We start from the raw sequence: 25,576 nt of genomic DNA, 5'->3' as shown, positions 1-25,576 counted from the left end.
CGTGTGCCAATAATGAAAGCGGTATGATCGACGCTTGGGGAGGTGGCATGCAGACGACGATAAAAACCATACCGGCGCTGGCCTGTGCCATGCTGCTCGCTGGCGGCCATGCCTGGGCGCAGGAGCAGGCGGCGCCCGCCGAGTCCTTGATTGCCCCTTTGCCCGTGTGCCAGCTCGACCCGCGCGACAGCGGCAAGCTGGCCGTGGAGCCATGCCGCCCGGCGCCGCCCGCGCAGCCGCGCCGTTCCGTGGCGCAGGTGATCGGCCGCATGCCGGCGCAGCCTGCGCCACCCTTCGTGCCCATGGCGCCCCTGCCGCCCAGCCCGGCCGTACCGATGCCGCGCGCGCCGCAGCCCATCGGTTCATGCGACACGGGCGGTTGCCGCGACGCTGCCGGCGCGCGCTACAACGGCCCGGGCAACGCCACGCTCGATGCCAATGGACGCATCTGCCACCGCAACGGCGCCTTTATCCAGTGTTTTTAACCCCGCCGTACGCCAGCGCTGCAAGTTTTCGCTCGGTGAGCGCAAAAATGGCTACAATTGTCGCCGACATTACGTTTACGTAAACGTAATCATGGCATCATGCTTCCACCATCAGGCGCCGGGAACACGGCCCCTATTACTCAGGATACTCAGGAGATTTCATGCAGATTCAGGACAATGTATTCATCATCACGGGCGGCGCATCGGGCCTGGGCGCGGCCACGGCGCGCATGCTGACGGCGGCGGGCGGCAAGGTCGTGCTGGCTGACGTGCAGACGGAGGCGGGCCAGGCGCTGGCCGCTGAACTCGGTGGCGCGTTCGTGCAGTGCGACGTGACGTCGGAAGAAGACGGCATGGCCGTGGTGGCAGCGGCAGGCAGGCTGGGTACCTTGCGCGGCCTGGTCAACTGCGCCGGCGTGGCGCCGGCCGTGAAAACCGTGGGCAAGGATGGCCCGCATCCGCTGGCCCTGTTCCAGAAGGTCGTCAACATCAACCTGGTGGGCACCTTCAATATGTGCCGCCTGGCGGCCGACGCCATGGCGAAACAGGATGCGACGGCCGAAGGCGAGCGCGGCGTCATCATCAACACGGCCTCCGTGGCGGCCTACGATGGCCAGATCGGCCAGGCCGCGTATGCGTCGTCGAAGGCGGCCGTGGTGGGACTGACCCTGCCGATGGCGCGCGACCTGTCGCGCAACGGCATCCGCGTGATGACGGTGGCGCCCGGCATTTTCGAAACGCCCATGCTGCTCGGCATGCCCGCCGAAGTACAGGATGCGCTGGGCAAGATGGTGCCGTTCCCATCGCGCCTGGGCAAGCCCGGCGAATACGCGCAACTGGTGAAAGCCATCGTGGAAAACGTCATGCTCAATGGCGAGACTATCCGCCTGGACGGCGCCATCCGCATGCAACCGAAATAAGCCCGGCGTGATTTGATGTAGGATACCCCCGTATGGGGCGTACAGCCTTGCTTGGCTGTGCGCCCTTTTTTTATCGGAGAATCCATGATCACATTGAAGCCGCTGGCGCTGAGCCTGACCTTGCTGGGAGCCCTGGCCGCCAGTCCCGTATTTGCCGAAGTGCCGCAAAAGGCGCCGGAAATCGCCACCGCGTATGCGGAAAAAGGTGGCTGGGCGGCGCAGAAATTCATGGTCGCCGCCGCCAATCCGCTGGCCGCCGATGCCGGCTACCAGATGCTGAAAAAGGGCGGCAGCGCCATCGACGCGGCCATCGCCACGCAGCTGGTGCTGACCCTGGTCGAACCGCAGTCGTCGGGCATCGGTGGCGGCGCCTTCCTGCTGTATTCCACGGCCAAGGGCGTGCAGGCGTTCGACGGACGCGAAACGGCGCCTGCCAGCGCCGATGAACACCTGTTCCAGAATGCGGACGGCAGTCCCGTCTCGCGCGCCACGGGCGTGGTAGGCGGGCGTTCCGTCGGGGTGCCGGGCGTGCTGCGCATGCTGGAACTGGCGCACAGGGAACACGGCAAGCTGCCGTGGGCGACCCTGTTCGGCCCCGCCATCCGCCTTGCGCACGGCGGCTTTCCCGTCAGCCAGCGCCTCAACGGCCTATTGAGCTGGGACCAGGCATTGAAGCGCGACCCTGTCGCCGCCGCGTACTTCTATGACCGGGACGGCAAGCCCTGGCCCGTCGGGCACGTGCTGAAAAACCCGCAGCTGGCGCGCACCCTGCGCGAGATCGCGCGCGGCGGCGCCGACGCGTTTTACCAGGGCCGCATCGCGCGCGACATCGCCGCCAAGGTGGCGGCGCATCCGACCAATCCGGGCAAGCTGACGGCGCTTGACATCGCCGGCTACCGGGCCAAGGTGCGTGAACCCGTCTGCAGCGACTACAAGGCCTGGACCGTGTGCGGCATGCCGCCGCCATCGTCGGGCGGCATCGCCATCGCGCAGATGCTGGGCATGCTGGAAGTGAAGGATATCCGTCCCTATGCACCGGCCGACGGCGTGCTCGATGCGCAAGCCATCCACCTGTTCTCGGAAGCGGGGCGGCTGGCTTACGCGGACCGCAACCGCTACGTGGCCGACACGGACTTCGTGCCGCTGCCGGGCAACGGCGTCGCCTCGATGCTCGATAAAACCTACCTGGCGCAGCGCGCCTCCCTGATCGGCGAGAAATCCATGGGCCGCGCCTTGCCCGGCACGCCGCCCGGCATGCAGGTGGCGTGGGGCATGGACAACGCCTTGCAGCGTCCGTCGACCTCGCACCTGGTGGCCGTGGATGCTTTTGGCGGCGGCCTGTCGATGACCACCAGCGTGGAAGACGCGTTCGGTTCGCGCCAGATGGTCGACGGCTTCCTGCTGAATAACCAGCTGACGGATTTCTCGTTCGATTCGCGCGATGCGGATGGCCCCATCGCCAACCGGGTCGAAGCGGGCAAGCGTCCGCGCAGCGCCATGTCGCCCACGCTCGTGTTCGAGAAGGGCACGCACAAGCTGGTGCTGGCGACGGGGTCCCCGGGCGGCTCGGCCATCATCAATTATGTCGCCAAGGTGCTGGTCGGCACCATGGACTGGGGCTTGAATGTGCAGCAGGCGATCAATCTGCCGAACTTCGGCAGCCGCAACGGCCCCACGGAGCTGGAAAAGGGCCGCGCGCCGGCCGCGCAGATCGAGGCGCTGCAAGCCATGGGCCACGAGGTGCGCGTCATCGAACAGAATTCCGGCTTGCAGGGCATCATGCGCCTGAACGCGCATGGCAAGGATTTCTGGTTTGGCGGCGCGGACCCGCGGCGGGAAGGCATGGTCAGAGGGGATTAGGGGCACCGGACCAAACCTACTGCGCGTCGGTATAGGCGGCCTGCGATGCTCACCGTACTAGAGTACGGTTGCGCTTCTTAGCCGCCTCTCCCTTCCGCTCGCTACGGTTTTGTCCGGCGCCGTGATGCAAACAATATACCTGCAGGAACTGGCGTCTGCCTTCCAAACTTTTCCACAAAGCATCCAGACCCTGCTAATCTGCCGGCATGGGAATGCAAAATAAAACAGGCTTGATACTCACGGGAGGAGGCGCCCGTGCCGCCTACCAGGTGGGCGTGCTGCAGGCGATTTCAGCGATTCTGTGGGAAGCGGGCTGGGCGCCGGCGCGCAACCCGTTCGACATCATCTGCGGTACTTCGGCCGGCGCCATCAACGCCACGGCGCTGGCCTGCCGCGCCGACAATTTTGGCGAAGGCGTGCAAAAGCTGCTCGACGTGTGGCAGCACATCGAAGTCGAGCAAGTGTATCGCGCCGATTCGCTGGGCGTGATCCGCTCGGGCGCGCGCTGGCTGTCGCTGCTGTCGTTCGGCTGGCTGCTGCGCCAGTGGCATGCGTCGCCGCCCAATTCCCTGCTCGACAATACGCCGCTGGTCAGCCTGCTGCACCGCATGCTCGACCTGCCGCGCCTGGACGCGGCCCTGGCCGACGGTCTGCTGCATGCGCTGGCCGTCACGGCGTCGTCGTATTCGGGCAGCCGCCACATGACGTTTTACCAGACGGGGGCCGAGATCGCGCCCTGGGTGCGCACGCAGCGCCTGGCCTTGCAAGACCAGATCGGCGTGGAGCACTTGCTCGCCTCGGCCGCCATCCCTTTTATCTTTCCCGCCGTGCCCCTGTATGTGGGCGGCCAGCGCGAATACTGCGGCGATGGTTCCATGCGCCAGCTGGCGCCGATCTCGCCGGCCATTCACCTGGGCGCGAACAAGGTGCTGGTGGTGGGGGCGGGACGCATGACGGAACCGGCGCCCGCCGCGTCCGAAGCGGCGCGCTACCCGAGCCTGGCGCAGATCGCCGGCCATGCGCTGTCGTCGATCTTCCTCGATGGCCTGGCCGTCGACATCGAGCGCCTGAACCGCATCAACCTGACCCTGTCGATGCTGCCGCCCGAGTTGCTGGGCAAGACGGCCTTGCGGCCTGTGGAATTGCTGGTCATCGCGCCGTCCGAGCGCCTCGACGCCATCGCCAGCCGGCATATCGGCAGTTTGCCGCGTCCCATCCGCACCATGTTGTCGGGCATCGGCGCGGCCGAAGCGCGCGGCGCGGCGCTGGCATCGTATTTATTGTTCGAATCGACGTATACTAACGAGTTGATCCGTCTTGGACAGCGCGATACGCAAGCCCGCAAGGATGATGTCCTGGCGTTCTTTGGTTCCTGAGACGGCCCCTGGAGCGGTGTGCGGGTTTTTCGCGTTTTTTTTGACAGGACGATTGTGCTGGTATTTCGACGTGTTTGCGATGTTGCCTTACTGTTAATTCTGCTGCTGGGTGGCCCGGCCGTAGCGGCGCCTGCGCCCACTCTGCGTTTCGACCAGCTCAGCGTTGACCAGGGCCTGGCGCAGGAATCGGTGCTGGCCATCGCCCAGGACCGGCAGGGCTATATGTGGTTCGGCAGCCAGTCTGGCCTGAGCCGCTACGATGGCTACCGCATGGTGGTCTACAAGAATATCGAGGGCGACAAGACCAGCCTGGCCGACAACTGGGTCGGCGAGCTGCATGTCGATAGCCAGGGCCAGTTGTGGGTCGGTACCGACAATGGCCTGGACCGCTTCGATGCCGCCAGCCAGACCTTCATCCATTACGTCCCGGCCGAAAAGAGCAAGCGTGGTAATGGCAACCGGCATATCCACGCCATTCTCGAAGATGGCGCGCGCGGCTTCTGGATCGCCACCTCGGACGGCTTGCAGCATTTCGACCCCGCCACGGGCCACTTCCGTACCTGGCACCATGAAGAAGGCAACCCGCACAGCCTGGGCGACAATGAAATCAAGGCGCTGGCGCTGGACGCGCAAAATCGGCTGTGGATCGGCACGGTCACGGGGCTGGACATGCTGGCGCCAGGCAGCAACCGCTTCGAGCATTTCGCCGTCGACACGGAGGCCGGCTCGAAGTACAACGTGATCCAGTCGCTGCTGATCGACCGCCAGCAGAACCTGTGGATCGGCACCATGGCCGGCGCCGAGCGCTGGCGCCTGGGTGGCGCCGGCCAGCCGCCGCAGGCGCGCGTGCGCTTCGGCGAGAAGCATGGCTTTTCCGCCATCCGCGTCGCCAGCCTGTACCAGGATGTCGACGCCACCGTCTGGCTGGGCAGCAATGCCGATGGCCTGTTCCGCTGGCGCCCCGAGAGCGACACCTTCCTGCAGTACCGGCACCAGACTGGCGACAAATTCAGCGTCGCCGACAACCAGCTGTCGTCGCTGTACCGCGACCGCGCCGGCACCTTCTGGGTCGGCTCCTGGTACAACGGCGTGAGCCGGGTCGACCTGGGCAGCGGCGGCTTTTCGCGCATGGCGCGCGCGCCCGGCGACGTGGGCGCGCTGGCGGACAAGAAAGTGCGCGCCGTGGCCGACGCGGGCAATGGCAAACTGTGGCTGGCCACCAAGGGCGGCCTGAAACTGTATGACACGCGCGACGGCAGTTCGCGCCTGTTCGACCCGCGCAGCGCGCCCGGCATGTCGCGCGACGAGCAGGTCACCACCCTGTACAAGGCGCCGGACGGCACCCTGTGGGTGGGCGGCTCGACGGGCTTGCACCGCTTCGATCCGGCACTCGAACGCTTCTTCACCATGCGCTTTGCCGCCGGCGACCCGAACAGCGACACCATCCGCAATATCGTGAGCGACCGCAGCGGCATGCTGTGGGTCTCGACGCGGGGCGGCGTGCACCGCTTCGACCCCGTCAGCCGCCGCTTTACCACCTACCGGCACGACCCGGCCAACCCGAACAGCCTGTCCGACAACATGGTGCGGCCCGTGCTGGAGGACGGCAAGGGGCGGTTGTGGATAGGCTCCTTCCATGGCCTGGACTTGCTGGACCGCGCCAGCGGCCACTTCCGGCATTTCCGCCACGATCCGCAAAACCCGCATAGCCTGAGCCACGACGAGGTGCATTTCCTGCACGAGGACAAGCGCGGCGTGCTGTGGGTGGGCACGGCCAATGGCTTGAACCGCATGGACGTCGACGCCAAGGGCGAGATCCGCTTCCGGCGCTTCCTGCGCAAGGATGGCATGGCCGACGATGCCGTCGCCAGTATCCTGGGCGACGACAACGAGCAGCTGTGGCTGAGCACCAACAGCGGCATCACGCGGCTCGATATGCGCAGCGGCCTGTTTCGCAACTACGACAGCGCCGATGGCACGGTGGAAGGCTCGTACTTCGATGGCGCGGCCCTGCGCGCATCCGATGGCACCATGTATTTCGGCGGCTTCAACGGCATGACGGCGTTCGTGCCGCAGGATATCCACGACAACCGCGTGCCGCCGCTGGTGGCCATCACGGGGCTGCAGATATTCAACAAGCCGGTGGCCATCGGCCGCGGCGAGTTCGCGCACGTGCTCAGGACGGCCATCGACCATACGCGCAAGCTGGTGCTGACCAGCCGCGAAAGCGTCTTTTCGCTGGAATTCGCGGCCCTGCATTTCGCCGCGCCCCAACGCAATATGTTCGCCTACCGGCTTGAAGGCTTCGACCAGGACTGGGTCATGACGGATGCGGGCCGGCGCTTTGCCACCTACACCAACCTCGATGCCGGCCACTACGTTTTTCGCGTCAAGGCGGCCAACAAGGACGGCGTGTGGAACGAGAGCGGCGCCACCGTGGCCATCACGATCCTGCCGCCGTTCTGGAAAACCTGGTGGTTCCGCACCCTGATGGCGGCGCTGCTGCTGGGCGCCGTATATGGCGCTTACCGCCAGCGCGTGCGCGCGCTGCGGCGCCAGCAGAACGAGCTGGAGAAACTGGTCGGCGAACGCACGGCCGAGTTGCAGAGCAAGGAAATCGAAGTGCTGGCCCAGTCGGAAAAGCTGGCGCAAGTGAACAGCAGCCTGACGAAAAACGAGGAAAGCCTGCGCCAGGCCAAGCGCAAGGCCGAGGATGCGACGCGCCAGAAGTCGGAATTTTTGGCCAACATGAGCCACGAGATGCGCACGCCGCTGGCCGGCGTGATCGGCATGCTGGGCTTTGCCCTGCGCGACGAGCAGCTGCACGACGCCACGCGCGAGCAGATCCTGCGCGGCCAGGCCAATGCCCAGTCGCTGCTGGTGATCATCAATGACTTGCTCGACTTTTCCAAGATCGAGGCGGGCAAGCTGAGCATCGAAAACATCGACTTCGCGCTCGGCGCGGCGATCGAGACGGTCGTCAGCCTGTTCGAGGAGCAGGCGGCCGCGCGCAGCATCGGTTTCTCCATCGATTTCGCGCCCGACCTGCCGCCCTTCGTGGTGGGCGACCCGACCCGTCTGCGCCAGGTGCTGGTCAACCTGGTGGGCAACGCCTTCAAGTTCACCCAGCGCGGCGGCGTCAGCGTATGTGTCGAGCGCGCCGGCGTGGCCAGCGGCAGCGGTGGACGCAAGGTCAACCTGATTCGCTTTACCGTCAGCGACAGCGGCATCGGCATCGATGCGGAAGCCATGGCGCGCCTGTTCCAGAAGTTCGAGCAGGCCGACGCCAGCACCACGCGGCGCTACGGCGGCACGGGACTGGGCCTGGCGATCTGCCGCCAGCTGGTCGAACTGATGGATGGCGAGATCGAGGTGGCCAGCACGCCGGGGCAGGGCAGTACGTTTGCCTTCACCTTGCCGCTGGCCGATGGCGTGGCGCCGCCGCTGGTGCCGCAGGTGGCGCTGGCGCCGCACAGCCACCAGTTGCGCGTGCTGTGCGCGGAAGACTTCCCCACCAACCAGATCATCATCCGCGTCATGCTCGAAGAACTGGGGCACCGTGTCGACGTGGTCGCCAACGGCGTGCTGGCCGTGGCGGCCTGCGTGCATACGCGCTATGACCTGATCCTGATGGACGGGCGCATGCCGGAGATGGATGGCGCCACGGCGACGCGTCTGATCCGCGTGGGCGGCTGGCCGGACCAGCCCGTGCGCGACCAGGAACTGATGATCGTGGCCCTGACGGCGAATGCCAGCGAAGAAGACCGCAACCGCTACCTGGGCGTCGGCATGGATGATTTCCTCAGCAAGCCGGTGGACGAGGCGGCGCTGCATGGCTTGCTGGCGCGCGCCATCGAACGCCAGCTGCAGCGCGGCTTCATGTTGCCGCGCATGCCGTCGAGCGCGCTGCGCGGCGCCGCGCGGGGGCAGGCCGAACTCGATGCCCTGTTCGGCATCGCGCCGGCCGTTCCCGTCCCGGCGCCTTCCCAGTCCATCCGCAGCGGCGAACTGCAGCGGCGCATCCGCGTCGCCTTCGTCGCCGACCTGGAGGGACGCCTGCGTGAACTCGACGCCGCCCTGGCGGCGCAGGACAAGGACAACGCCGGGCGCCTGCTGCACGGTTTGAAGGGCAGCGCCGCCTATCTCGATGAAACGCAGCTGCACATGCTGTGCACGGAAATGGAAGAGGCGGCGGACGGCGGACGCTGGACGCAGGTGGCCTTGCATTTGCCGCAATTGCGCGCACTGTTGGCGCAAATAGCCGTCTCGGGCAAAGAAATGTAAAATAGGCAATGCCGGCCATCGAGCGCGCGGCGAAACTGGGTAGAATACGGCCAGGCACCATGATGCTGCCGCCAATGGAGAACGCAATGAAAGTACTGGTGGTTGACGATGATGTCGTGTCGCGCATGGTATTGATGCATTTGATCGACAGCTGCGGCGTGCACGATATCGTGGAAGCCGAAGATGGCGAGGCCGCGTGGGAGCAGCTCGAAGGCGGCTTGCGCCCCTCGCTGTGCTTTTGCGATTTGCGCATGCCGCGCCTGTCCGGCATGGAACTGCTGCAGAAAATCCGCTCCGACAGCGCGCTCGATGCCATGCCGCTGGTGCTGGTGTCGTCGGCCAATGACCAGGACACGGTGCGCGACGCCGTGCAGGCCGGTGCTGCCGGCTACATCGTCAAGCCCTTCCAGCCGGAGCAGGTGCGCCAGCATATCGACGCCTGCTTCGACGTCTCGGCTTTGCCGGCCGAGGCGCCGCGCGACACCTTGCAGCGGCTGGGCATCGACAGCGAACGCCTGCTGGCCTACCTGACAGGCTTCCAGGGACAGGTCGGCGCGGCCAGCGAACAGGTCGACGCCTTGCTGGCGCGCGGTGAACCGGCCCAGGCGCGCCAGCAGCTCGAACGGCTGCACCTCGGTTGCCGTACCCTCGGCTTGCATGGCGCGGAGGCGGGAATGATGGCCCTGCTGCAGGCCTCGGTGCTCGATGGCGACCAGATGCAAACGGCCCTGGCCGCGCTGGCGCGCAGCGTGGCGCAGCAGGCGCGTTTGCTGCGCCAGCACGACGGCGCCGACTGAATCTGCTGATTTTCGCTTGCCGGGAAAATACTTTAGGTTTAAAGTATCTGCTTCCGGGCCTTGTGCACGCGCCCGCTACCAGCCAGGATGAGCATGATCAGCGACCCTTCGCCTAGCACCGCATCTCCCCAGGACGACTTTGCGCGCGCGCATTTGCCGCCGCGCGCACTCTGGCCGCAGCTGTGCCTGGACTTGCCCGAGTTGCAATATCCGCCCCGTCTCAATTGCGTCGCTGCGCTGCTCGATGCGGCCGTCGCCAGCGGTGGCGGCGAACGCACCGCCGTCCTTGCCGACGGCCAGCGCTGGACTTATGCACAGCTGGCGCAGCGGGTCGACCGCATCGCCCACGTGCTGCGCGCCGACCTGGGCCTGATTCCCGGCAACCGCGTGCTGCTGCGCGGCGCGAATACCCCCATGATGGCCGCCTGCCTGCTGGCCGTGCTGAAAGCGGGCTGCATCGCCGTGCCCACCATGCCGCTGCTGCGCGCGCGCGAACTGTCCACCATCCTGGCCAAGGCGCAAGTGAACGCCGTGCTGTGCGCGCAGGGCTTGCGCGGGGAACTCGATGGCTTGCCAGGCTTGCCGGCCATGCTGTGCTTTGGCGCCGACGGTGCGGAACTGGAGCGGCGCATGGCCGCCCACGATGCACCCTTTGCCGCATGCGACACGGCGGCCGACGACGTCTGCCTGATCAGCTTTACCTCGGGCACGACGGGCGTCCCCAAAGGCACCATGCACATGCACCGCGACCTGCTGGCCATCTGCGACTGCTTTCCCCGCTCCATGCTGCAGGCGCGCGCCGACGATATCTTCATCGGCACGCCGCCGCTGGCGTTCACCTTCGGCCTGGGTGGCTTGCTGCTGTTCCCCCTGCGCTTTGGCGCTTGCGCCGTGCTGCTGGAAAAACTCACGCCCGAGACCCTGCTGCGCGCCATCGGCGCCTATCAAGCCACCATCTGCTTCACGGCGCCCACCTTTTACCGCCAGATGGCGCCCCTGGCCGCGCAGCACGAGCTGCGCAGCCTGCGCCTGTCCGTCTCGGCCGGAGAGGCGCTGCCGCTGGCCACGCGCGACGCCTGGCAGGCCGCGACGGGACTGGCCATGACGGACGGCATCGGCGCCACCGAGATGCTGCATATCTTCATCTCCGCCACGGGCGAGGGCATACGCCGCGGCGCCATCGGCAAGGCCATCCCCGGCTACCAGGCATGCATCGTCGACGACGCCGGCGTGCCGCAGCCACCCGGCGTGACGGGCCGCCTGGCCGTGAAAGGCCCCACCGGTTGCCGCTACCTGTCCGACCCGCGCCAGCGCGAGTACGTGCAGAACGGCTGGAACCTGACGGGCGACACCTTCGAGATGGATGCCGACGGCTATTTCTATTACCGCTCGCGCAGCGACGACATGATCGTCTCGGCAGGCTACAACATCGCCGGCCCGGAAGTGGAAGAGGCGCTGCTGCGCCACCCGGCCGTGGCCGAATGCGGCGTGGTCGGGCGCACCGATGCCGAGCGTGGCCAGATCGTCGAGGCGCACATCGTGCTGAAGGACGGTTTCCAGCCCAGTGACCTGCTGGCAGCCGAACTGCAGGACTTCGTGCGCCAGCAGATCGCCCCGTATAAATATCCGCGCGCCATCCGTTTTCTGCCCTCCCTGCCGCGCACGGAAACGGGCAAGCTGCAGCGCTTCAAACTTCGCACGGACACCGCATGAATATTGTCTGCATCGGCGGCGGTCCCGCCGGCCTGTATTTCAGCCTGCTCATGAAGAGGCAGAACCCCGCGCACCGGATTACCGTCATCGAGCGCAACCGCCCGTACGACACGTTTGGCTGGGGCGTGGTGTTTTCCGACCAGACCCTGGGCAACCTGGCCAATGCCGATGAGCCGACGGCGCGCGCCATCCTGCAGGCGTTCAACCATTGGGACGATATCGAGATCCACTTCAAGGGCGAGACCGTGCGCTCGGGTGGCCACGGCTTTTGCGGCATCGGCCGCAAGCGCCTGCTCAACATCCTGCAGGCGCGCTGCGAGGAACTCGGCGTGCGACTGGTATTCGAGACGGAAGTGCAGGACGACCAGGCCATCGCGCGCCAGTACGGCGCCGAGCTGGTGATCGCCAGCGACGGCTTGAACAGCCGCATCCGCACGCGCTATGCGGCCAGCTACCAGCCCCAGATCGAGCAGCGCCATTGCCGCTTCGTCTGGCTCGGCACGCGCAAGAAATTCGAGGCGTTCACGTTTGCCTTCCGCCAGACGCCACACGGCTGGTTCCAGGCGCATATCTATCAATATGACGGCGATACCTCGACCTTCATCGTCGAAACGCCGGAACACGTGTGGCGCGCCGCAGGGTTGGACGCCATGAGCCAGGAAGAGGGCATCGCCTTTTGCGCCGCCCTGTTCGCCGAGCAGCTCGATGGCCATGAGTTGCTGAGCAATTCGCCGCACTTGCGCGGCTCGGCGCAGTGGATCACTTTTCCGCGCATCGTCTGCCGACAATGGGTGCACCGGCACGATGGCGTACCCGTCGTGCTGATGGGCGACGCGGCCCACACGGCGCATTACTCGATCGGTTCGGGCACCAAGCTGGCGCTGGAAGACGCCATCGAGCTGGCGCGCTGCTTCGGCCAGCATGGGGATGGCGCTGCTGGTACTGATACCGCGCTGGCCGCCTACCAGCAGCTGCGCGCCATCGAGGTGCTGAAAATCCAGAGCGCGGCGCGCAATTCCATGGAGTGGTTTGAAAACGTCGAGCGCTACAGCGCCATGGAAGCGCCGCAGTTCGCCTATTCCATGCTTACGCGCAGCCAGCGCATTTCGCATGAAAACCTGCGCCTGCGCGATCCCGCCTACGTGGCCGACTATGAGCTGTGGCTGGCGCGGTGCGCGGGCGAGCAGGCCGGCGTGGAGATGCGGGACGAGGCCATGCCGCCCATGCTCACGCCCTTCCGGCTGCGCGGCGTGCTGCTGAAAAACCGCATCGCCGTCTCGCCGATGGCGCAGTACAGCGCCGTCGATGGCGTGGCCGGCGACTACCACCTGATGCACCTGGGCGCGCGCGCCATGGGCGGCGCGGGGCTCGTGTTTGCCGAGATGACGTGCGTATCGGCCGATGCGCGCATCACGCCCGCCTGCCCCGGCATGTACAGCGAAGCGCACACGCAGGCCTGGCGGCGCATCGTCGATTGCGTGCATGGGAACAGCGATGCAAAGATCGCCCTGCAACTGGGCCACGCGGGGGCGAAAGGCTCGACGCGGCCCATGTGGGATGGCATCGACCAGCCGCTCAGGGAAGGCAACTGGCCGCTGATCTCGGCCTCGGAACAACAATACCTGGCCGGCGTGTCGCAGGTGGCGCGCGCGGCCACGGAAAGCGACCTGGCGCGCATCGAACAGGACTTCGTGCGCGCCACGCTGGCCGCCGCCGTCGCCGGTTTCGACTGGCTGGAGCTGCATTGCGCGCATGGCTATTTGCTGTCGAGTTTTATCTCGCCGCTGACCAACCGGCGCACGGACGAATATGGCGGCAGCCTGGAAAACCGCTGCCGCTATCCGCTGCGCGTGTTCCGCGCCATGCGCGCCGCCTGGCCGCAGGATAAACCGATGAGTGTGCGCATCTCGGCCCACGACTGGGTCGAAGGCGGCATCACGCCCGACGATGCGGTCGTCATCGCGCGCCTGTTCAAGCAGGCGGGCGCGGACCTGATCGACTGTTCCTCGGGCCAGGTCAGCAAGCTGGAACGGCCCGTGTATGGACGCATGTTCCAGGCGCCGTTCGCCGACCGCGTGCGCAACGAGGCGGGCATCGCCAGCATGGCCGTCGGCTCGATTTTTGAGGCCGACCACGCCAACAGCATCATCGCCGCCGGGCGCGCCGACCTGTGCGCCGTGGGCCGGCCGCACCTTGCCAACCCGGCCTGGACCCTGACGGAAATGGCGCGCATCGGCTACAGCGGCACCGGGCCAGGCGCAACCTGGCCGAAACAGTACCGGCCGGGCCAGCAGCAGCTGGAACGCAATCTGCAGCGCGAGCGCCAGCTGGCCGCCGCCAATACGGGTCTCACCCCGCAACAGGTGGCCGCGCGGCTGCTGGAAGGATGACATGAACAAGGAACGACGGGACGGCGCATTGGCCGACAAACACGCGCTGGTGACGGGCGCCGGCAGCGGCATCGGCTTCGCTTGCGCTGGCGCCTTGCTGGACGCGGGTGCCAGGGTCACCCTGGCCGGGCGCGATGGCGCGCGGCTGGCGCGCGCGCGCATGCAGCTGGAAGAGGAGGGGCATGCGGGCAGGGTGGCCGTCTGCGTGCTCGACGTGGCCGTGGAAGCGTCCGTGCAGGCAGGCTTCGCGCAGGCGGGGGCGCATTTCGGCCGCATCGACATATTGATCAATAACGCGGGCCAGGCGCATGCGGCGCCTTTCGCCAAGACGGACGCCGCCATCTGGCAGCAGATGCTGGCCGTGAACCTGACGGGCGTGTTCCACTGCTGCCAGGCGGCCATGCCGGCCATGCTGGAAGCGGGCTGGGGGCGCATCGTCAATGTGGCATCGACGGCGGGCCTGAAGGGCTACCGTTACGTCAGCGCCTACGTCGCCGCCAAGCACGGCGTGATCGGCCTGACGCGCGCGCTGGCGCTGGAAGTGGCGCCGCGCGGCGTCACCGTCAACGCCGTCTGCCCCGGCTACACGGAAACGGAGATGGTGGCGCAGGCCGTGCAGAACATCGTGCGCAAGACGGGGCGCGGCGAAGACGCGGCGCGCGCGGAACTGGCGGCCAGCAACCCGCAGCAGCGGCTGGTGCAGCCCCGGGAAGTGGCCGATGCGGTGGCTTGGCTCTGCCTGCCAGCGTCGGCCGCCATGAATGGACAATCGATCGCCGTCGCCGGCGGTGAAGTCATGTAACGGAATGAGGACCATGGATAAAGAACCCGATAATGTGCTGGACGAACCCGTGCTGGACCTGGCCAGCCGCCTGACGCAGGACCATCACCAGTCGCTCAAGCTGTGGCTGCGCATGCTCTCGTGCACGGTCAAGATTGAAAACGAGGTGCGCACGCGCTTGCGCGCCAGCTTCGGCATCACCTTGCCCCGCTTCGACTTGATGGCGCAGCTCGAACGCTTTCCCGACGGTTTACGCATGGGTGAACTGTCCAAGCGCATGATGGTCACGGGCGGCAATATCACGGGCATCACCGACCAGCTGGAACAGGAAAAGCTGGTGGCGCGCGTGGTCGACCCGAAGGACCGCCGCTCGTACAGCGTCAAGCTGACGCCGGCCGGCCGGCGCGCCTTCGACGAGATGGCGCGCGTGCACGAAGGCTGGATCGCCGAACTGCTGCACGGCGTGACGCCGGACGACAAGACGCAATTGATCGACCTGCTGTCGCACATGAAGCAGCAGCTGAATGACACCTCAATAAAGGACTGAGCATGCGCCATCTACCCGGCCAGCCGCAAGACCTGCCAGGCAACCGCGCCAGCCTGGCCCATTACGCTGCGCGGCATTTCCTGTTTTCCGTCGAAGGCGGCGTCGCCACCTTGACCCTGCACCGGCCCGAGCGCAAGAACCCGCTCACTTTTGATTCGTATGCGGAATTGCGCGAGCTGTTCCGCGCGCTGGCGCATGCGGACGACGTCAAGGCCGTGGTGATCACGGGCAGCGGCGGCAATTTCTGCTCGGGCGGCGACGTGCACGACATCATCGGCCCCCTGACGCAGCTCGACATGCCCGGCCTGCTGGCGTTTACCCGCATGACGGGCGACGTGGTGAAAGCCATGCGCGCCTGCCCGCAACCCATCATCGCCGCCATCGACGGCATTTGCGCGGGCGCCGGCGCCATGCTGGCGCTGGCTTCCGACATCCGCCTCGGCACGGCGCGCAGCAAGACGGCCTTTTTGTTTACCCGCGTGGGCCTGGCCGGCTGCGACATGGGCGCCTGCGCCTTGCTGCCGCGCGTGATCGGCCAGGGCCGCGCCGCCGAACTGCTGTACACGGGGCGCTCCCTGGCCGGCGCCGAGGCCGAGCGCTGGGGCTGGCTCAACCGGCTGGTCGAGCCGGAAGAACTGGCGCAGGCGGCGCAGCTGTTCGCCGCCGGCCTGGCCGGCGGCCCCACCTTCGCGCACGGCATGACGAAAAAAATGCTGCAGCAGGAGTGGAACATGGGCGTCGATGAAGCCATCGAGGCGGAGGCGCAGGCGCAGGCCATTTGCATGGCCACCAACGACTTCCACCGCGCGTATCACGCGTTCGTGGCGAAACAGACGCCACAATTCGAAGGAGATTGAGATGCGTGATCGCAGCTATCTGGAGTGGCCGTTTTTCGAAGCGCGCCATGCGGAGCTTGAGTCTGAGCTCGATGCCTGGGCGACCCTGCACCTGGCCGGCGCGCATGGCGCCGACGTCGATGCGGCTTGCCGCGCGCTGGTAGCGCAACTGGGGCAGGGCGGCTGGCTGACATACGCCACCGGCACCGATGGCAGGATCGACACGCGCGCCATCTGCCTGATGCGCGAAACCCTGGCCCGTCACGATGGCCTGGCCGATTTCGCCTTCGCCATGCAGGGTCTCGGTTCGGGCGCCATCGGCCTGTTCGGCAGCGTTGAGAACAAGGCGCGCTATCTGCCCGACGTGGCCAGCGGCAAGCGCATCGCCGCCTTTGCCCTGTCCGAGCCGCAGGCCGGCTCCGACGTGGCGGCCATGGCGTGCGCGGCGCGCCGTGACGGCGACGAGTATGTGCTCGACGGCGAAAAGACGTGGATCTCGAACGGCGGCATCGCCGACTTCTACGTGGTGTTCGCCCGTACGGGCGAGGCGCCGGGCGCGCGCGGCATCAGCGCCTTCATCGTCGACGCCGACAATCCTGGCCTGGAAATCGCCGAGCGCATCGCCGTCATTGCGCCGCATCCGCTGGCGCGCCTGCGCTTCAGCCAGTGCCGCGTGCCCGCGTCGCAGCGCCTGGGCGAGGCGGGGCAAGGCTTCAAGGTGGCGATGGCGACACTCGACGTGTTCCGCACCTCGGTCGCCGCCGCGGCGCTGGGCTTTGCGCGGCGCGCCTTCGACGAAGCGTTGCGCCACGCGACAAAGCGCCAGATGTTCGGCCAGACTCTGGCGGATTTTCAATTGACGCAGGCGAAATTGGCACAGATGGCCACCGGCATCGACGCGGCCGCGCTGCTCACCTACCGCGCCGCCTGGCAGCGCGACCAGGGGTGCAAGGTGACGAAAGCGGCGGCCATGGCCAAGCTGACGGCCACGGAAACGGCGCAGCAGGTGATCGACGCGGCCGTGCAACTGTTCGGCGGCATGGGCGTGGTGAGCGACCATCCGGTCGAGCGCCTGTACCGCGAAATTCGCGCCTTGCGCATCTACGAGGGCGCCAGCGAAGTACAGCAGCTGATCATCGCGCGCGAACTGCTGCGCGAGGCGGGACACGCATGAACCGCATGAACAACGAGGAGAATACGATGCAAGTGCTGCAACCAGCGGGATGGGCCAGGCCGCGCGGCTATGCGAACGGCGTGGCCGCCAGCGGACGCACGGTGTACGTCAGCGGCATGATAGGCTGGGATGCGCAGGGCCAGTTTCACACGGACGACTTCGCGGGGCAGGTGCGCCAGGCCTTGCGGAATATCGTCGCCGTGCTGGCCGAGGCGGGCGCCTTGCCCGAGCACATCGTGCGCATGAACTGGTATGTGCTGGACAAGAAGGAATATGTGGCGGCATATCCACAAATCGGCGTTGCCTACAGGGAAATTATTGGCAAGCATTTTCCTGCCATGACGGCCGTGCAGGTGGCGGGTCTGATCGAGGACAGAGCGAGGGTGGAGATCGAGGTGACGGCGGTGCTGCCTGCCTGAATTTCTACTATGAAACATTGTATATTAGCATCTAAATAATAAATATAAAAACATTATCTCTCGTGTTATATTTGGCAACCGGAAAACACACCGGTTTTAAATACTGACAGTCGAGGTAGAGGATGCAGAACAATTTTAGAGCAGCAAGAAGCGTGGCGCTGGCGGCGGCCGGCATGGTTGTTAGCCTGGGTGCGCAGGCCGATTCCGGTACCTCGCTACTCTCTCCCGGCTACAAGACGCAACTGGAAACCTGGCTCGGCGAAGGCCGCCTGGCGCTGACGAATATTTATACCAAGGCGGCGGGCGATACCTCGCTGGACTTTCACAAGGCATCCGACGGCAAGGGGCGTACTTTTTCCGTTATGGAAGCACGTAATGAGTCCGGGCAGACTTGGCTGGTTGGTGGTTACAATCCTCAAAGCTGGAATTCTTCGGGCTCCTATAACATGACCCCGGAAGATAGCCAGCGCACGGCGTTTATCTTCAACCTGAGCACGGGGCAACGCCACGTGCAGACGCCGAAAGGCTATGCGCTCGATTCGATTGGCGCCTACCAAACTTTCAATGATATCAATGCCGGCCCCACGTTTGGTATCGGTGCCGATCTTGGGGTTTCTGCGGACTTGACGACGAGGGGCGTTTCATACCGGTATTCATACCTTGATCCGGATGCAGGCGTTTTTGGCATCAGCCTGCTCGATGGTAAACCATATTCCACGCACCCGAACGTGACCTTTGGCGCGATCCAGGTCTTTTCCATCAGTGCCGTACCTGAGCCGGCAAGCTATGCCATGACGCTGCTAGGCCTTGCTCTGATCGGTGGTATGCAGGTACGCAAGCGCCATCGGCGCCGCGGCGTGGCTTGATTCCGTATTGCTCATCACCGTTGTTGCGCTCTTGCGGACAGTCGGATGCGGCATCGGCGTGTCTGTCGCCATGCCTTGCCCAGTCCAGGGAAGAGCGGTTGTGTGCGCTATGAGCTCAATAAACGGTGCTGATGCATTGGCTAATTCTCAATGGGTTATATCCCACCAGCATGATGAAATTGCTATAATTTCATCTTTAGAAATTCTTGCGTGAGTCACCTTCCTTTTCTGGGATAGCGTTGTGTTATTTAACTCATTTCCTTTTTTTTTGATCTTTCTGCCCCTGGCATTGCTTGGGTATTTTTTATTATCAAAATACTCATTTCGTCTATCCATCATCTTTCTGCTGTTCGCCTCGATTGCATTCTATTGCTACTGGGATATTTCATTCCTCCCCCTGTTGGCATTGTCTATCTGTAGCAACTTCTCGATTGGCCGGGGTATTTCGCAGCGCCAGGAACAAGGTAGGGCGCGCAGTGCCAAGGCTTGGTTGGTCGGCGGATTGGTTTTCAATCTGTCTTTGCTGATCTTCTTCAAGTATTTTGATTTCTTACTTGGCAATATTGCAGCGCTGACGGGGGCACAGATCGAGCCGATCGGCATTACTTTACCAATCGGAATATCTTTTTTTACCTTTACACAAATTGCCTATCTGGTTGACTGTCACGCAGGTAAGGTAAAGGATTATCAGCCTGAAAGCTATGGCTTGTTCGTCACTTATTTTCCGCACCTGATTGCCGGTCCCATCCTGCATCACAAGGAAATGATGCCGCAATTCGTGGCATCCGAATCGCATGTTTTCAGCCGCGGGCGGTTGGTCGTGGGATTGTCATTTTTTACAATAGGATTATTCAAGAAGGTGATTCTTGCGGATGGCGTGGCGCGCTATGTGGGGCCCGTGTTTGATCTGCACCACGAACATTTGAGCATGTTGGAGGCCTGGGCTGGCGCGTTAGCGTACACCTTCCAGTTGTATTTTGATTTTTCAGCTTATTCCGACATGGCATACGGTCTGTCGTATATGTTTGGAATTATTTTGCCGATCAACTTCAATTCACCGTATAAGGCTGCCTCCATCATCGATTTCTGGCGTCGATGGCATATTACCTTGTCCAATTTTTTGCGCGATTATCTATATATTCCCTTGGGTGGCAACCGTTTGGGTGCTTTCCACCGCTATCGCAACCTGTTGTTGACGATGTTGTTGGGCGGACTGTGGCATGGCGCCAACTGGACGTTTCTGGTGTGGGGTGCCCTGCATGGTTTTTACTTGATTATCAACCATGCTCTACGGCATATTCTGGCAGGGCGCAGTAATCTGTTGATTCGTGTTGCCGGTACTGTCATCACTTTCTGTGCGGTTGTGCTTGCCTGGGTCTTTTTCCGAGCCAGTTCGGTGACTGTGGCGGTTGACGTGTTGCACGGCATGCTGGGCGGCACGCTGACGCCGCAGATGCGTGACGGAGCGTTGGGAGTGAACCGGATCATGGAACTGGGAAACTGCCTGTGGTGGCTGGTGGCCTGCGCGACGATAGCCTTTTTCCCGCCGAATGCCTATCAGTTACTGGGACGCGGTTTGCGGCGTGAACAAGAGTTGTGGCTGAGCGGCGGTCGTGGCGAGCTCCTACTTGGCGGCATGTTGATGCTGTGCTTATTCTTCTTGGCGATCAGCGAGACGCGTGGTGTATCCGAATTCTTGTACTTTAATTTCTAACTAATCCTATGCGCTCCCTATTCGTGATCGGCCTCGGTGTCATGGCCACGGCATTGGTACTAGAAGTCTTCCTGCAATGTATGCCAGTTGTATCGGGCTTGCGCATGGAGGACAGCAGCGTAGCTGTGCCTTTCAACCGCTATCTGCCGCGGCAGCATTACGTCTACTCACATGGCTGGGCCATGGCAAATGCCCAGCGTGGTGTGACGAACTTGCAGGGATATGCCAATTCCGCCGATTTCCAGGATGGTGCCGCCGTACTGGTTGTCGGTGACAGCTTCATTGAAAGCCTTATGCTGAACTATGAGGATACCGTGCAAGGCAATCTGGAGAAGGCATTGGGCGGCAAGGTCTATGCCGCTGCCAGTTCAGGCAACGGTCTGGCCGACGCCCTGGAGATGGTGCGCTACCACCAGCCGCGCCTGCACCCGCACAATGTGGTGCTGTTTGTCGATTCAGGAGATCTGAGCGACATGCTGGCGCCGGCCCAGCGCGGGCACAACAATTTTGTGGTTACCGCGAACGGGGTGACGGTCGTCCATAATCCCTATGTTGAATCGAAGGTCAAGCGCCTGGTGTCGTATTCGGCGCTGGCGCGCTATGTATATTACAACCTGAAGCTGTCAGATTGGATCATGTCCAAGGTGCGGCGCAGCGCGACGACTGCTGCTGCGGCGACGGATCCGGATACCGCGCGCGTAGCGGCGATGGATTATTACCTGACCCAATTGCGCGAAGTGGGTGGGGGGGCGGCAACACGGTTTATTTTTCTGGTCGACGGTGATCGCAAGGCATTGTATGGCCCTGGCACGGTCAAGTCCATGTGGCAAGGCGATGACCGCGAGTTTTTTATGGCGCACGTCAGAAAGCATGGTTATGCGGTGATCGACATGCAGCCTGTGTTCGCTCAGCATTGGGCGTTGCGGCGCGAGCGCATGGACTTCCTGCCTATGGATGGCCACTGGAACAAGGTGGCGCATCGTCTGGCAGCGCAACAGATCTTACCTTTGCTGAATACGTCCCCTCCGTTACCGGCGGGGCGGCAGCCTCTCGTGAACTGATGCCTTCCGATATTGCCGGCCTTGGCTAGCCGGACTATTAATAGGCAAGACTAGACTGTATAATGCCGCTGCGCGTGTCGCCATCGTACAATGGATAGTACAAGGTCCTCCTAAGACTTAAATGCAGGTTCGATTCCTGCTGGCGACACCACGTTTCCACGCAACGCGCGTCGGCAGCCTGTGATATTCCAGGCGGTAATTACTGGTCGATGGCGATTGAAGTCCAGGTTATCGGTACAATGCGTGCTTCATTCATCCAATCGGCAGCTGTTTGGCACACCACGCGGTGTGCGCGAGACGGCGCCCGAGCACTCTTATTCATTATGGCTGTCATTTCTCTTTCATCGGCGCAACTTGCGTTCGGTCACGTCGCGCTGCTCGATCACGCGGAATTTTCACTGGAAACTTCGGAACGGGTCGGTTTGATCGGCCGCAACGGCACGGGCAAATCCTCGCTGTTGAAGGTCATTTCGGGCAAGTTCAAGCTCGACGACGGTTTGTTGGTGATGCAGCAAGGCATCAAGATCGCGTATGTGGAGCAGGAGCCGCAATTCGACCCGGAGATGTCCGTGTTCGATGCCGTCGCTTCCGGCATGGGCGAATCGCAGGCGTGGCTGAAGGAATACGATGCGCTGACGGGCCAGTTTGGCCAGGGCAATGACGACGAACTGATGGAACGCATGCACGACATCCAGGTCAAACTCGATGCGGCCGATGCGTGGAGCTTGCCGAACAAGGTGGAAACCGTGCTCGATCGCTTGAACCTGACGGGCGACATGCTGATGAAAACCCTGTCCGGCGGGATGCAAAAGCGCGTGGCGCTGGCGCGCGCGCTGGTGTCCGCGCCCGACGTGCTGCTGCTCGATGAGCCCACCAACCATCTGGACTTCAGCTCCATCCTGTGGCTGGAAGGCTTGTTGCGCGACTTCAAGGGCAGCGTGCTGTTCATTACCCATGACCGCTCCTTCCTCGACAACGTCGCTACGCGCATCATTGAACTGGACCGCGGCCGCTTGCTGTCGTATCCAGGCAACTTCACGGCTTACCAGACCCGCAAGGCGGAGCAGCTGGAAATCGAGGAAGTGGAAAACGCCAAGTTCGACAAGTTCCTGGCGCAGGAAGAAGTGTGGATACGCAAGGGCGTCAAGGCCCGCCGCGTGCGTGACGAAGGCCGTGTGCGCCGCCTGGAAGCGCTGCGCCTGACGCGCAATGCGCGCCGCGAACAGCAGGGACAAGTCAAGCTGGACGTGTCGGCCGGCGAACGCTCGGGCAAGATCGTGGCGGATCTGGAAAACGTCTCGAAGATTTATGGCGACAAGGTCATCGTCAAGGATTTCAGCGCCACCATCTTGCGCGGCGACAAGGTCGGCCTGATTGGCGCCAACGGCGCCGGCAAGACCACCTTGCTGAAGATGATCCTGGGTCAGGAAGAGTCGGACACGGGCACCATCCGCCTGGGCACCAAGCTGCAAGTGGCGTATTTCGACCAGATGCGTACGCAGCTGAACGAAGAGGCGAACCTGATGGAAACCATCGCGCCGGGCAGCGACTGGGTCGAGATCAATGGCCAGCGCCGTCACGTGATGACCTACCTGAACGACTTCCTGTTCGCGCCGGAACGCGCCCGTTCGCCCGTCAAGTCGCTGTCCGGTGGCGAGCGCAACCGTTTGCTGCTGGCGCGCCTGTTCGCCAAGCCGGCTAACGTGCTGGTGCTCGATGAGCCGACCAATGACTTGGATATCGATACCCTGGAATTGCTGGAAGAGTTGCTGGAAGAATACACCGGCACCGTCTTCCTCGTCAGCCATGACCGCACCTTCCTCGACAACGTCGTCACGCAAGTGATCGTCGCCGAAGGCGAGGGCAAGTGGCGCGAATTCGTCGGCGGCTACACGGACTGGGAGCGCGTGCGCACCTTGCCGATCGCCACGGCGCCAGCCAGCAAGCCGGCCGTCAAGGTTGAGGCTGCCGCACCGGCCGCCAAGCAGAAAAAGCTCAGCTACAAGGAGCAGCGCGAGCTGGAAGAGTTACCGAAACTGATCGCCAAGCTGGAAGACGAGCAATCGGTGCTGGCCGCCGAGCTGTCGCACCCGGACTTCTACAAGAAGACGCCGGCCGAAGGCAAGCGCCTGAACGCGCGCGTGGCCGAGATCGAAGGCGAACTGCTGGAAGCGCTGGAAAAGTGGGAGCAGATCGAGGCGCGCGCCAACGGTTGATTGTTTTCTGCCTCTTCTGTTGTAATTAAGTTAGGATTACTTGCCACGGCAACGGTTCAGCTTGATATAATTATATAATTATATTTATTACATCGGAGGATGCATGTTTGTCATGAAAAACACGCGCTCCGGACCACGGCGTCCGGCGCGTGGCTTCACTTCCGGTGGCCATCAGCATGTTTGACCGCGCCGCCTTGCCACGCGTAGCGCCATTCCTGGCCTATCTTTCCTTCATTTTCATCGCCGACATGCTGGGCCGGGCGGGCTTTGCCGCGCAGGACCTGCGCTGGCTGTACGCCGTCAAGATCGGCGTCGTGCTGGGCATGTTGTTGTACTGGCGCCGCAGTTATACGGAACTGGCCTGGATGAGACTCGGTGCGCGCGCCACTGCCGTGGCCATCGCCGCCGGGTTTGTTGTTTTTCTGCTGTGGATTCATTTGAATGCAGGCTGGATGGTGATCGGCAGTGCCGACGGCTTCGATCCGCGCAATGATGGCCAGATCGAGTGGAGTCTGGTGGTCTTGCGCATCGCCGGCGCCGCTCTCGTGGTGCCCGTGATGGAAGAGCTGTTCTGGCGCTCCTTCCTGCTGCGCTGGATCGACGCCCCCGATTTCCTGGCATTCCAGCCACGCCTGGCCAGCGCCAAGGCGTTTGTTGTCAGCGTGGTACTGTTTGGGTTCGAACATAATTTGTGGCTGGCTGGCATCGTTGCCGGCGCCGCGTATAGCTTGCTGTACATGCGCAGCCAATCGCTGTGGTCGCCCATCCTCGCCCATGGCGTGACGAATGGCGTGCTGGGTCTCTGGATTGTTTCCGGTGGACACTGGACTTACTGGTAATATTGCCAACCAACTGTTTGCTCTTTCAAAGACAATACCCATGTTGAATTCCTTGAGTAAAAATAAGCGTCTTCCAGGCACTTCCGTCTCGGCGCATCCATGTTTGAGTCGCCTCTCCACCGCTGTGCTAATGCTTAGCGGTGCTGTGTTCAGCCTACCGGTCGCTGCGGCATTCAGTGACACCATCGCACCATTTGTCGCCACTTCGTATTCGTATGACGATAACCTTTTTCGCTTGCCCGATAATTCTCCGGGTTTTGATGGCGCTCGCTCGGACACCTCGCGGCAAGTACAAGCTGGCTTCCTGGTCAATCGCCCGATCGGGCGTCAATTACTGACTGGGCAGATGAAGTGGTCACGCGTATCGTTCGATCATTTTAATCAGCTGGATTACAACGGCAAAGATTACCTCGGTGATCTGGAATGGCATATCGCTAATCACCTGGAAGGTCACCTGGGGGCGAGCTATGCGCAGACATTGACACCATTTAATGACTTGCGTACTACCGATCGAAATTTGCGAGTGGTGCGGCGCGAATATGCCAATGGCACCTGGCGTTTTCACCCGCGCTGGCGGGTACGTGGCGGTTTCACGCGCGAGCGCTATACCTATGACTCCATCGCGCAACGCTACGCTGACCGTAGCGAAAACGCGACGGAATTGGGCATGGATTACCTGGCACCCAGCGATAGCCGAATTGGCCTGCAACTGCGTCACTTGAAGGGCAGTTTTCCAAATCGTACCAATTTGAATTTCGCTGGCATTGAGCAGGGTTACGAGCAGGATGAAATCAAGGCCAATATCTATTGGCGCTTTAGCGGGGTTACCCAGCTTCAATTGTTAGGGGGGTGGGTCAAGCGCAAGAACCAGGTATTTTCGGGGCGTGATTCCAGCGGTGCGAATGGCAGGGCGATCATGTATTGGGCGCCGCTGGGAAAAGTTCGTTTCACGGGCAGCTTGTGGCATGAATTTGCTGCGGTGGAAAACTCCTTGATTACCAGTAGTTTGAATAATGGCGCCAGCCTGGCTGCAGCGTGGGATATTTCTGCCAAGGTGCGCATGGATGCTCAAGTGCGGCGCGAGAAGCGCGATTTTTCGGCCGCAAGCGGCTTGGTGTTGCCGGGAGATATCAGCGATTCTACGCGCACGGCTTCGCTTGGAGTGACATATGCCCCGCGGCCGACTATCCAGCTTGGGATCAGCGCCTTCCGGGATGCACGTAGTGGAGCTCCTATCATAAATACTGGCAGTTATCATGCCAAAGGCATTTCGTTCAATGCCAGTGCCCAGTTTTAAA

At 63.2% G+C, this 25,576-nt stretch carries 19 protein-coding genes and 1 tRNA gene; all 20 read left to right on the top strand.

Features of this window, described 5'->3' with window-relative positions; all coding sequences use genetic code 11:
• Window positions 1–47: 47 nt before the first annotated feature.
• The 20 genes from AC54AF_RS08495 to epsL all read left to right on the top strand — a co-directional run bounded on the left by AC54AF_RS08495 (window position 48) and on the right by epsL (window position 25,575).
• Window positions 48–485: a hypothetical protein gene (locus AC54AF_RS08495; protein ID WP_496636200.1), complete on the top strand. Its 438-nt coding sequence runs from the start codon at window positions 48–50 to the stop codon at window positions 483–485.
• Between the two features lie 161 nt (window positions 486–646).
• Window positions 647–1,405: a 3-hydroxyacyl-CoA dehydrogenase gene (locus tag AC54AF_RS08490; RefSeq protein WP_496636199.1), complete on the top strand. Its 759-nt coding sequence runs from the start codon at window positions 647–649 to the stop codon at window positions 1,403–1,405.
• A gap of 84 nt (window positions 1,406–1,489) precedes the next feature.
• The gene (ggt, locus tag AC54AF_RS08485) at window positions 1,490–3,265 is read left to right on the top strand and encodes a gamma-glutamyltransferase (protein ID WP_496636198.1); all 1,776 of its coding nucleotides are present in this window, start codon (window positions 1,490–1,492) and stop codon (window positions 3,263–3,265) included.
• Between the two features lie 206 nt (window positions 3,266–3,471).
• On the top strand, window positions 3,472–4,641 hold the full coding sequence (locus tag AC54AF_RS08480; protein ID WP_496636197.1) for a patatin-like phospholipase family protein: 1,170 nt from the start codon (window positions 3,472–3,474) through the stop codon (window positions 4,639–4,641).
• A 54-nt stretch (window positions 4,642–4,695) separates the two neighbouring features.
• Window positions 4,696–8,925: a hybrid sensor histidine kinase/response regulator gene (locus AC54AF_RS08475; protein ID WP_496636196.1), complete on the top strand. Its 4,230-nt coding sequence runs from the start codon at window positions 4,696–4,698 to the stop codon at window positions 8,923–8,925.
• An 86-nt stretch (window positions 8,926–9,011) separates the two neighbouring features.
• A complete protein-coding gene (locus AC54AF_RS08470; protein WP_496636195.1) occupies window positions 9,012–9,722 on the top strand; it encodes a response regulator in 711 nt (236 codons plus the stop codon).
• 93 nt (window positions 9,723–9,815) lie between these two features.
• Window positions 9,816–11,435, top strand: coding sequence for an AMP-binding protein (locus AC54AF_RS08465; RefSeq protein ID WP_496636194.1), 1,620 nt, complete (start codon window positions 9,816–9,818; stop codon window positions 11,433–11,435).
• Window positions 11,432–13,825, top strand: coding sequence for a bifunctional salicylyl-CoA 5-hydroxylase/oxidoreductase (locus AC54AF_RS08460; protein WP_496636193.1), 2,394 nt, complete (start codon window positions 11,432–11,434; stop codon window positions 13,823–13,825). The genes AC54AF_RS08465 and AC54AF_RS08460 overlap by 4 nt, the downstream gene beginning before the upstream one ends.
• 1 nt (window position 13,826) lies before the next feature.
• Window positions 13,827–14,627: an SDR family NAD(P)-dependent oxidoreductase gene (locus AC54AF_RS08455; protein WP_496636192.1), complete on the top strand. Its 801-nt coding sequence runs from the start codon at window positions 13,827–13,829 to the stop codon at window positions 14,625–14,627.
• 13 nt (window positions 14,628–14,640) lie between these two features.
• Window positions 14,641–15,153 (top strand): MarR family winged helix-turn-helix transcriptional regulator, encoded by a 513-nt coding sequence (locus tag AC54AF_RS08450; RefSeq protein ID WP_496636191.1) that lies wholly within the window; start codon window positions 14,641–14,643, stop codon window positions 15,151–15,153.
• 2 nt (window positions 15,154–15,155) lie between these two features.
• Window positions 15,156–16,010, top strand: coding sequence for an enoyl-CoA hydratase family protein (locus AC54AF_RS08445; RefSeq protein ID WP_496636190.1), 855 nt, complete (start codon window positions 15,156–15,158; stop codon window positions 16,008–16,010).
• A gap of 1 nt (window position 16,011) precedes the next feature.
• Window positions 16,012–17,163, top strand: coding sequence for an acyl-CoA dehydrogenase family protein (locus tag AC54AF_RS08440; protein WP_496636189.1), 1,152 nt, complete (start codon window positions 16,012–16,014; stop codon window positions 17,161–17,163).
• Between the two features lie 26 nt (window positions 17,164–17,189).
• Window positions 17,190–17,582 (top strand): RidA family protein, encoded by a 393-nt coding sequence (locus AC54AF_RS08435; protein WP_496636259.1) that lies wholly within the window; start codon window positions 17,190–17,192, stop codon window positions 17,580–17,582.
• A 122-nt stretch (window positions 17,583–17,704) separates the two neighbouring features.
• Window positions 17,705–18,448: a PEP_CTERM-anchored TLD domain-containing protein gene (locus tag AC54AF_RS08430; protein WP_496636188.1), complete on the top strand. Its 744-nt coding sequence runs from the start codon at window positions 17,705–17,707 to the stop codon at window positions 18,446–18,448.
• Window positions 18,449–18,689: 241 nt separating this feature from the next.
• Entirely contained in the window at window positions 18,690–20,162 is a 1,473-nt protein-coding gene (locus tag AC54AF_RS08425; protein ID WP_496636187.1) for an MBOAT family O-acyltransferase, read from the top strand.
• A gap of 41 nt (window positions 20,163–20,203) precedes the next feature.
• Window positions 20,204–21,223, top strand: coding sequence for a hypothetical protein (locus AC54AF_RS08420; RefSeq protein WP_496636186.1), 1,020 nt, complete (start codon window positions 20,204–20,206; stop codon window positions 21,221–21,223).
• Between the two features lie 76 nt (window positions 21,224–21,299).
• Window positions 21,300–21,374, top strand: a tRNA-Arg gene (locus tag AC54AF_RS08415).
• 172 nt (window positions 21,375–21,546) lie between these two features.
• Window positions 21,547–23,439, top strand: coding sequence for an ATP-binding cassette domain-containing protein (locus AC54AF_RS08410; protein ID WP_092715120.1), 1,893 nt, complete (start codon window positions 21,547–21,549; stop codon window positions 23,437–23,439).
• 149 nt (window positions 23,440–23,588) lie between these two features.
• Window positions 23,589–24,278 (top strand): CAAX prenyl protease-related protein, encoded by a 690-nt coding sequence (locus AC54AF_RS08405; RefSeq protein ID WP_496636185.1) that lies wholly within the window; start codon window positions 23,589–23,591, stop codon window positions 24,276–24,278.
• Window positions 24,279–24,318: 40 nt separating this feature from the next.
• Window positions 24,319–25,575, top strand: a complete 1,257-nt coding sequence (gene epsL / locus AC54AF_RS08400; protein ID WP_496636184.1) for an XrtB/PEP-CTERM-associated polysaccharide biosynthesis outer membrane protein EpsL — start codon at window positions 24,319–24,321, stop codon at window positions 25,573–25,575.
• The last annotated feature ends 1 nt before the right edge of the window (window position 25,576 follow it).

It is taken from the genome of Janthinobacterium sp. JF4, from assembly GCF_059617925.1.
Note: the sequence above shows the minus strand (reverse complement) of the source record. Positions and strands in the feature narration are given on the sequence as shown.

Bases quoted from the DNA above. Each gene is read 5' to 3' on its own strand.
- AC54AF_RS08495 (WP_496636200.1), top strand. From the start codon at position 48: ATGCAGACGACGATAAAAACCATACCGGCGCTGGCCTGTGCCATGCTG.
- AC54AF_RS08490 (WP_496636199.1), top strand. From the start codon at position 647: ATGCAGATTCAGGACAATGTATTCATCATCACGGGCGGCGCATCGGGC.
- ggt (WP_496636198.1), top strand. From the start codon at position 1,490: ATGATCACATTGAAGCCGCTGGCGCTGAGCCTGACCTTGCTGGGAGCC.
- AC54AF_RS08480 (WP_496636197.1), top strand. From the start codon at position 3,472: ATGGGAATGCAAAATAAAACAGGCTTGATACTCACGGGAGGAGGCGCC.
- AC54AF_RS08470 (WP_496636195.1), top strand. From the start codon at position 9,012: ATGAAAGTACTGGTGGTTGACGATGATGTCGTGTCGCGCATGGTATTG.
- AC54AF_RS08465 (WP_496636194.1), top strand. From the start codon at position 9,816: ATGATCAGCGACCCTTCGCCTAGCACCGCATCTCCCCAGGACGACTTT.
- AC54AF_RS08460 (WP_496636193.1), top strand. From the start codon at position 11,432: ATGAATATTGTCTGCATCGGCGGCGGTCCCGCCGGCCTGTATTTCAGC.
- AC54AF_RS08455 (WP_496636192.1), top strand. From the start codon at position 13,827: ATGAACAAGGAACGACGGGACGGCGCATTGGCCGACAAACACGCGCTG.
- AC54AF_RS08450 (WP_496636191.1), top strand. From the start codon at position 14,641: ATGGATAAAGAACCCGATAATGTGCTGGACGAACCCGTGCTGGACCTG.
- AC54AF_RS08445 (WP_496636190.1), top strand. From the start codon at position 15,156: ATGCGCCATCTACCCGGCCAGCCGCAAGACCTGCCAGGCAACCGCGCC.
- AC54AF_RS08440 (WP_496636189.1), top strand. From the start codon at position 16,012: ATGCGTGATCGCAGCTATCTGGAGTGGCCGTTTTTCGAAGCGCGCCAT.
- AC54AF_RS08435 (WP_496636259.1), top strand. From the start codon at position 17,190: ATGCAAGTGCTGCAACCAGCGGGATGGGCCAGGCCGCGCGGCTATGCG.
- AC54AF_RS08430 (WP_496636188.1), top strand. From the start codon at position 17,705: ATGCAGAACAATTTTAGAGCAGCAAGAAGCGTGGCGCTGGCGGCGGCC.
- AC54AF_RS08420 (WP_496636186.1), top strand. From the start codon at position 20,204: ATGGCCACGGCATTGGTACTAGAAGTCTTCCTGCAATGTATGCCAGTT.
- AC54AF_RS08410 (WP_092715120.1), top strand. From the start codon at position 21,547: ATGGCTGTCATTTCTCTTTCATCGGCGCAACTTGCGTTCGGTCACGTC.
- epsL (WP_496636184.1), top strand. From the start codon at position 24,319: ATGTTGAATTCCTTGAGTAAAAATAAGCGTCTTCCAGGCACTTCCGTC.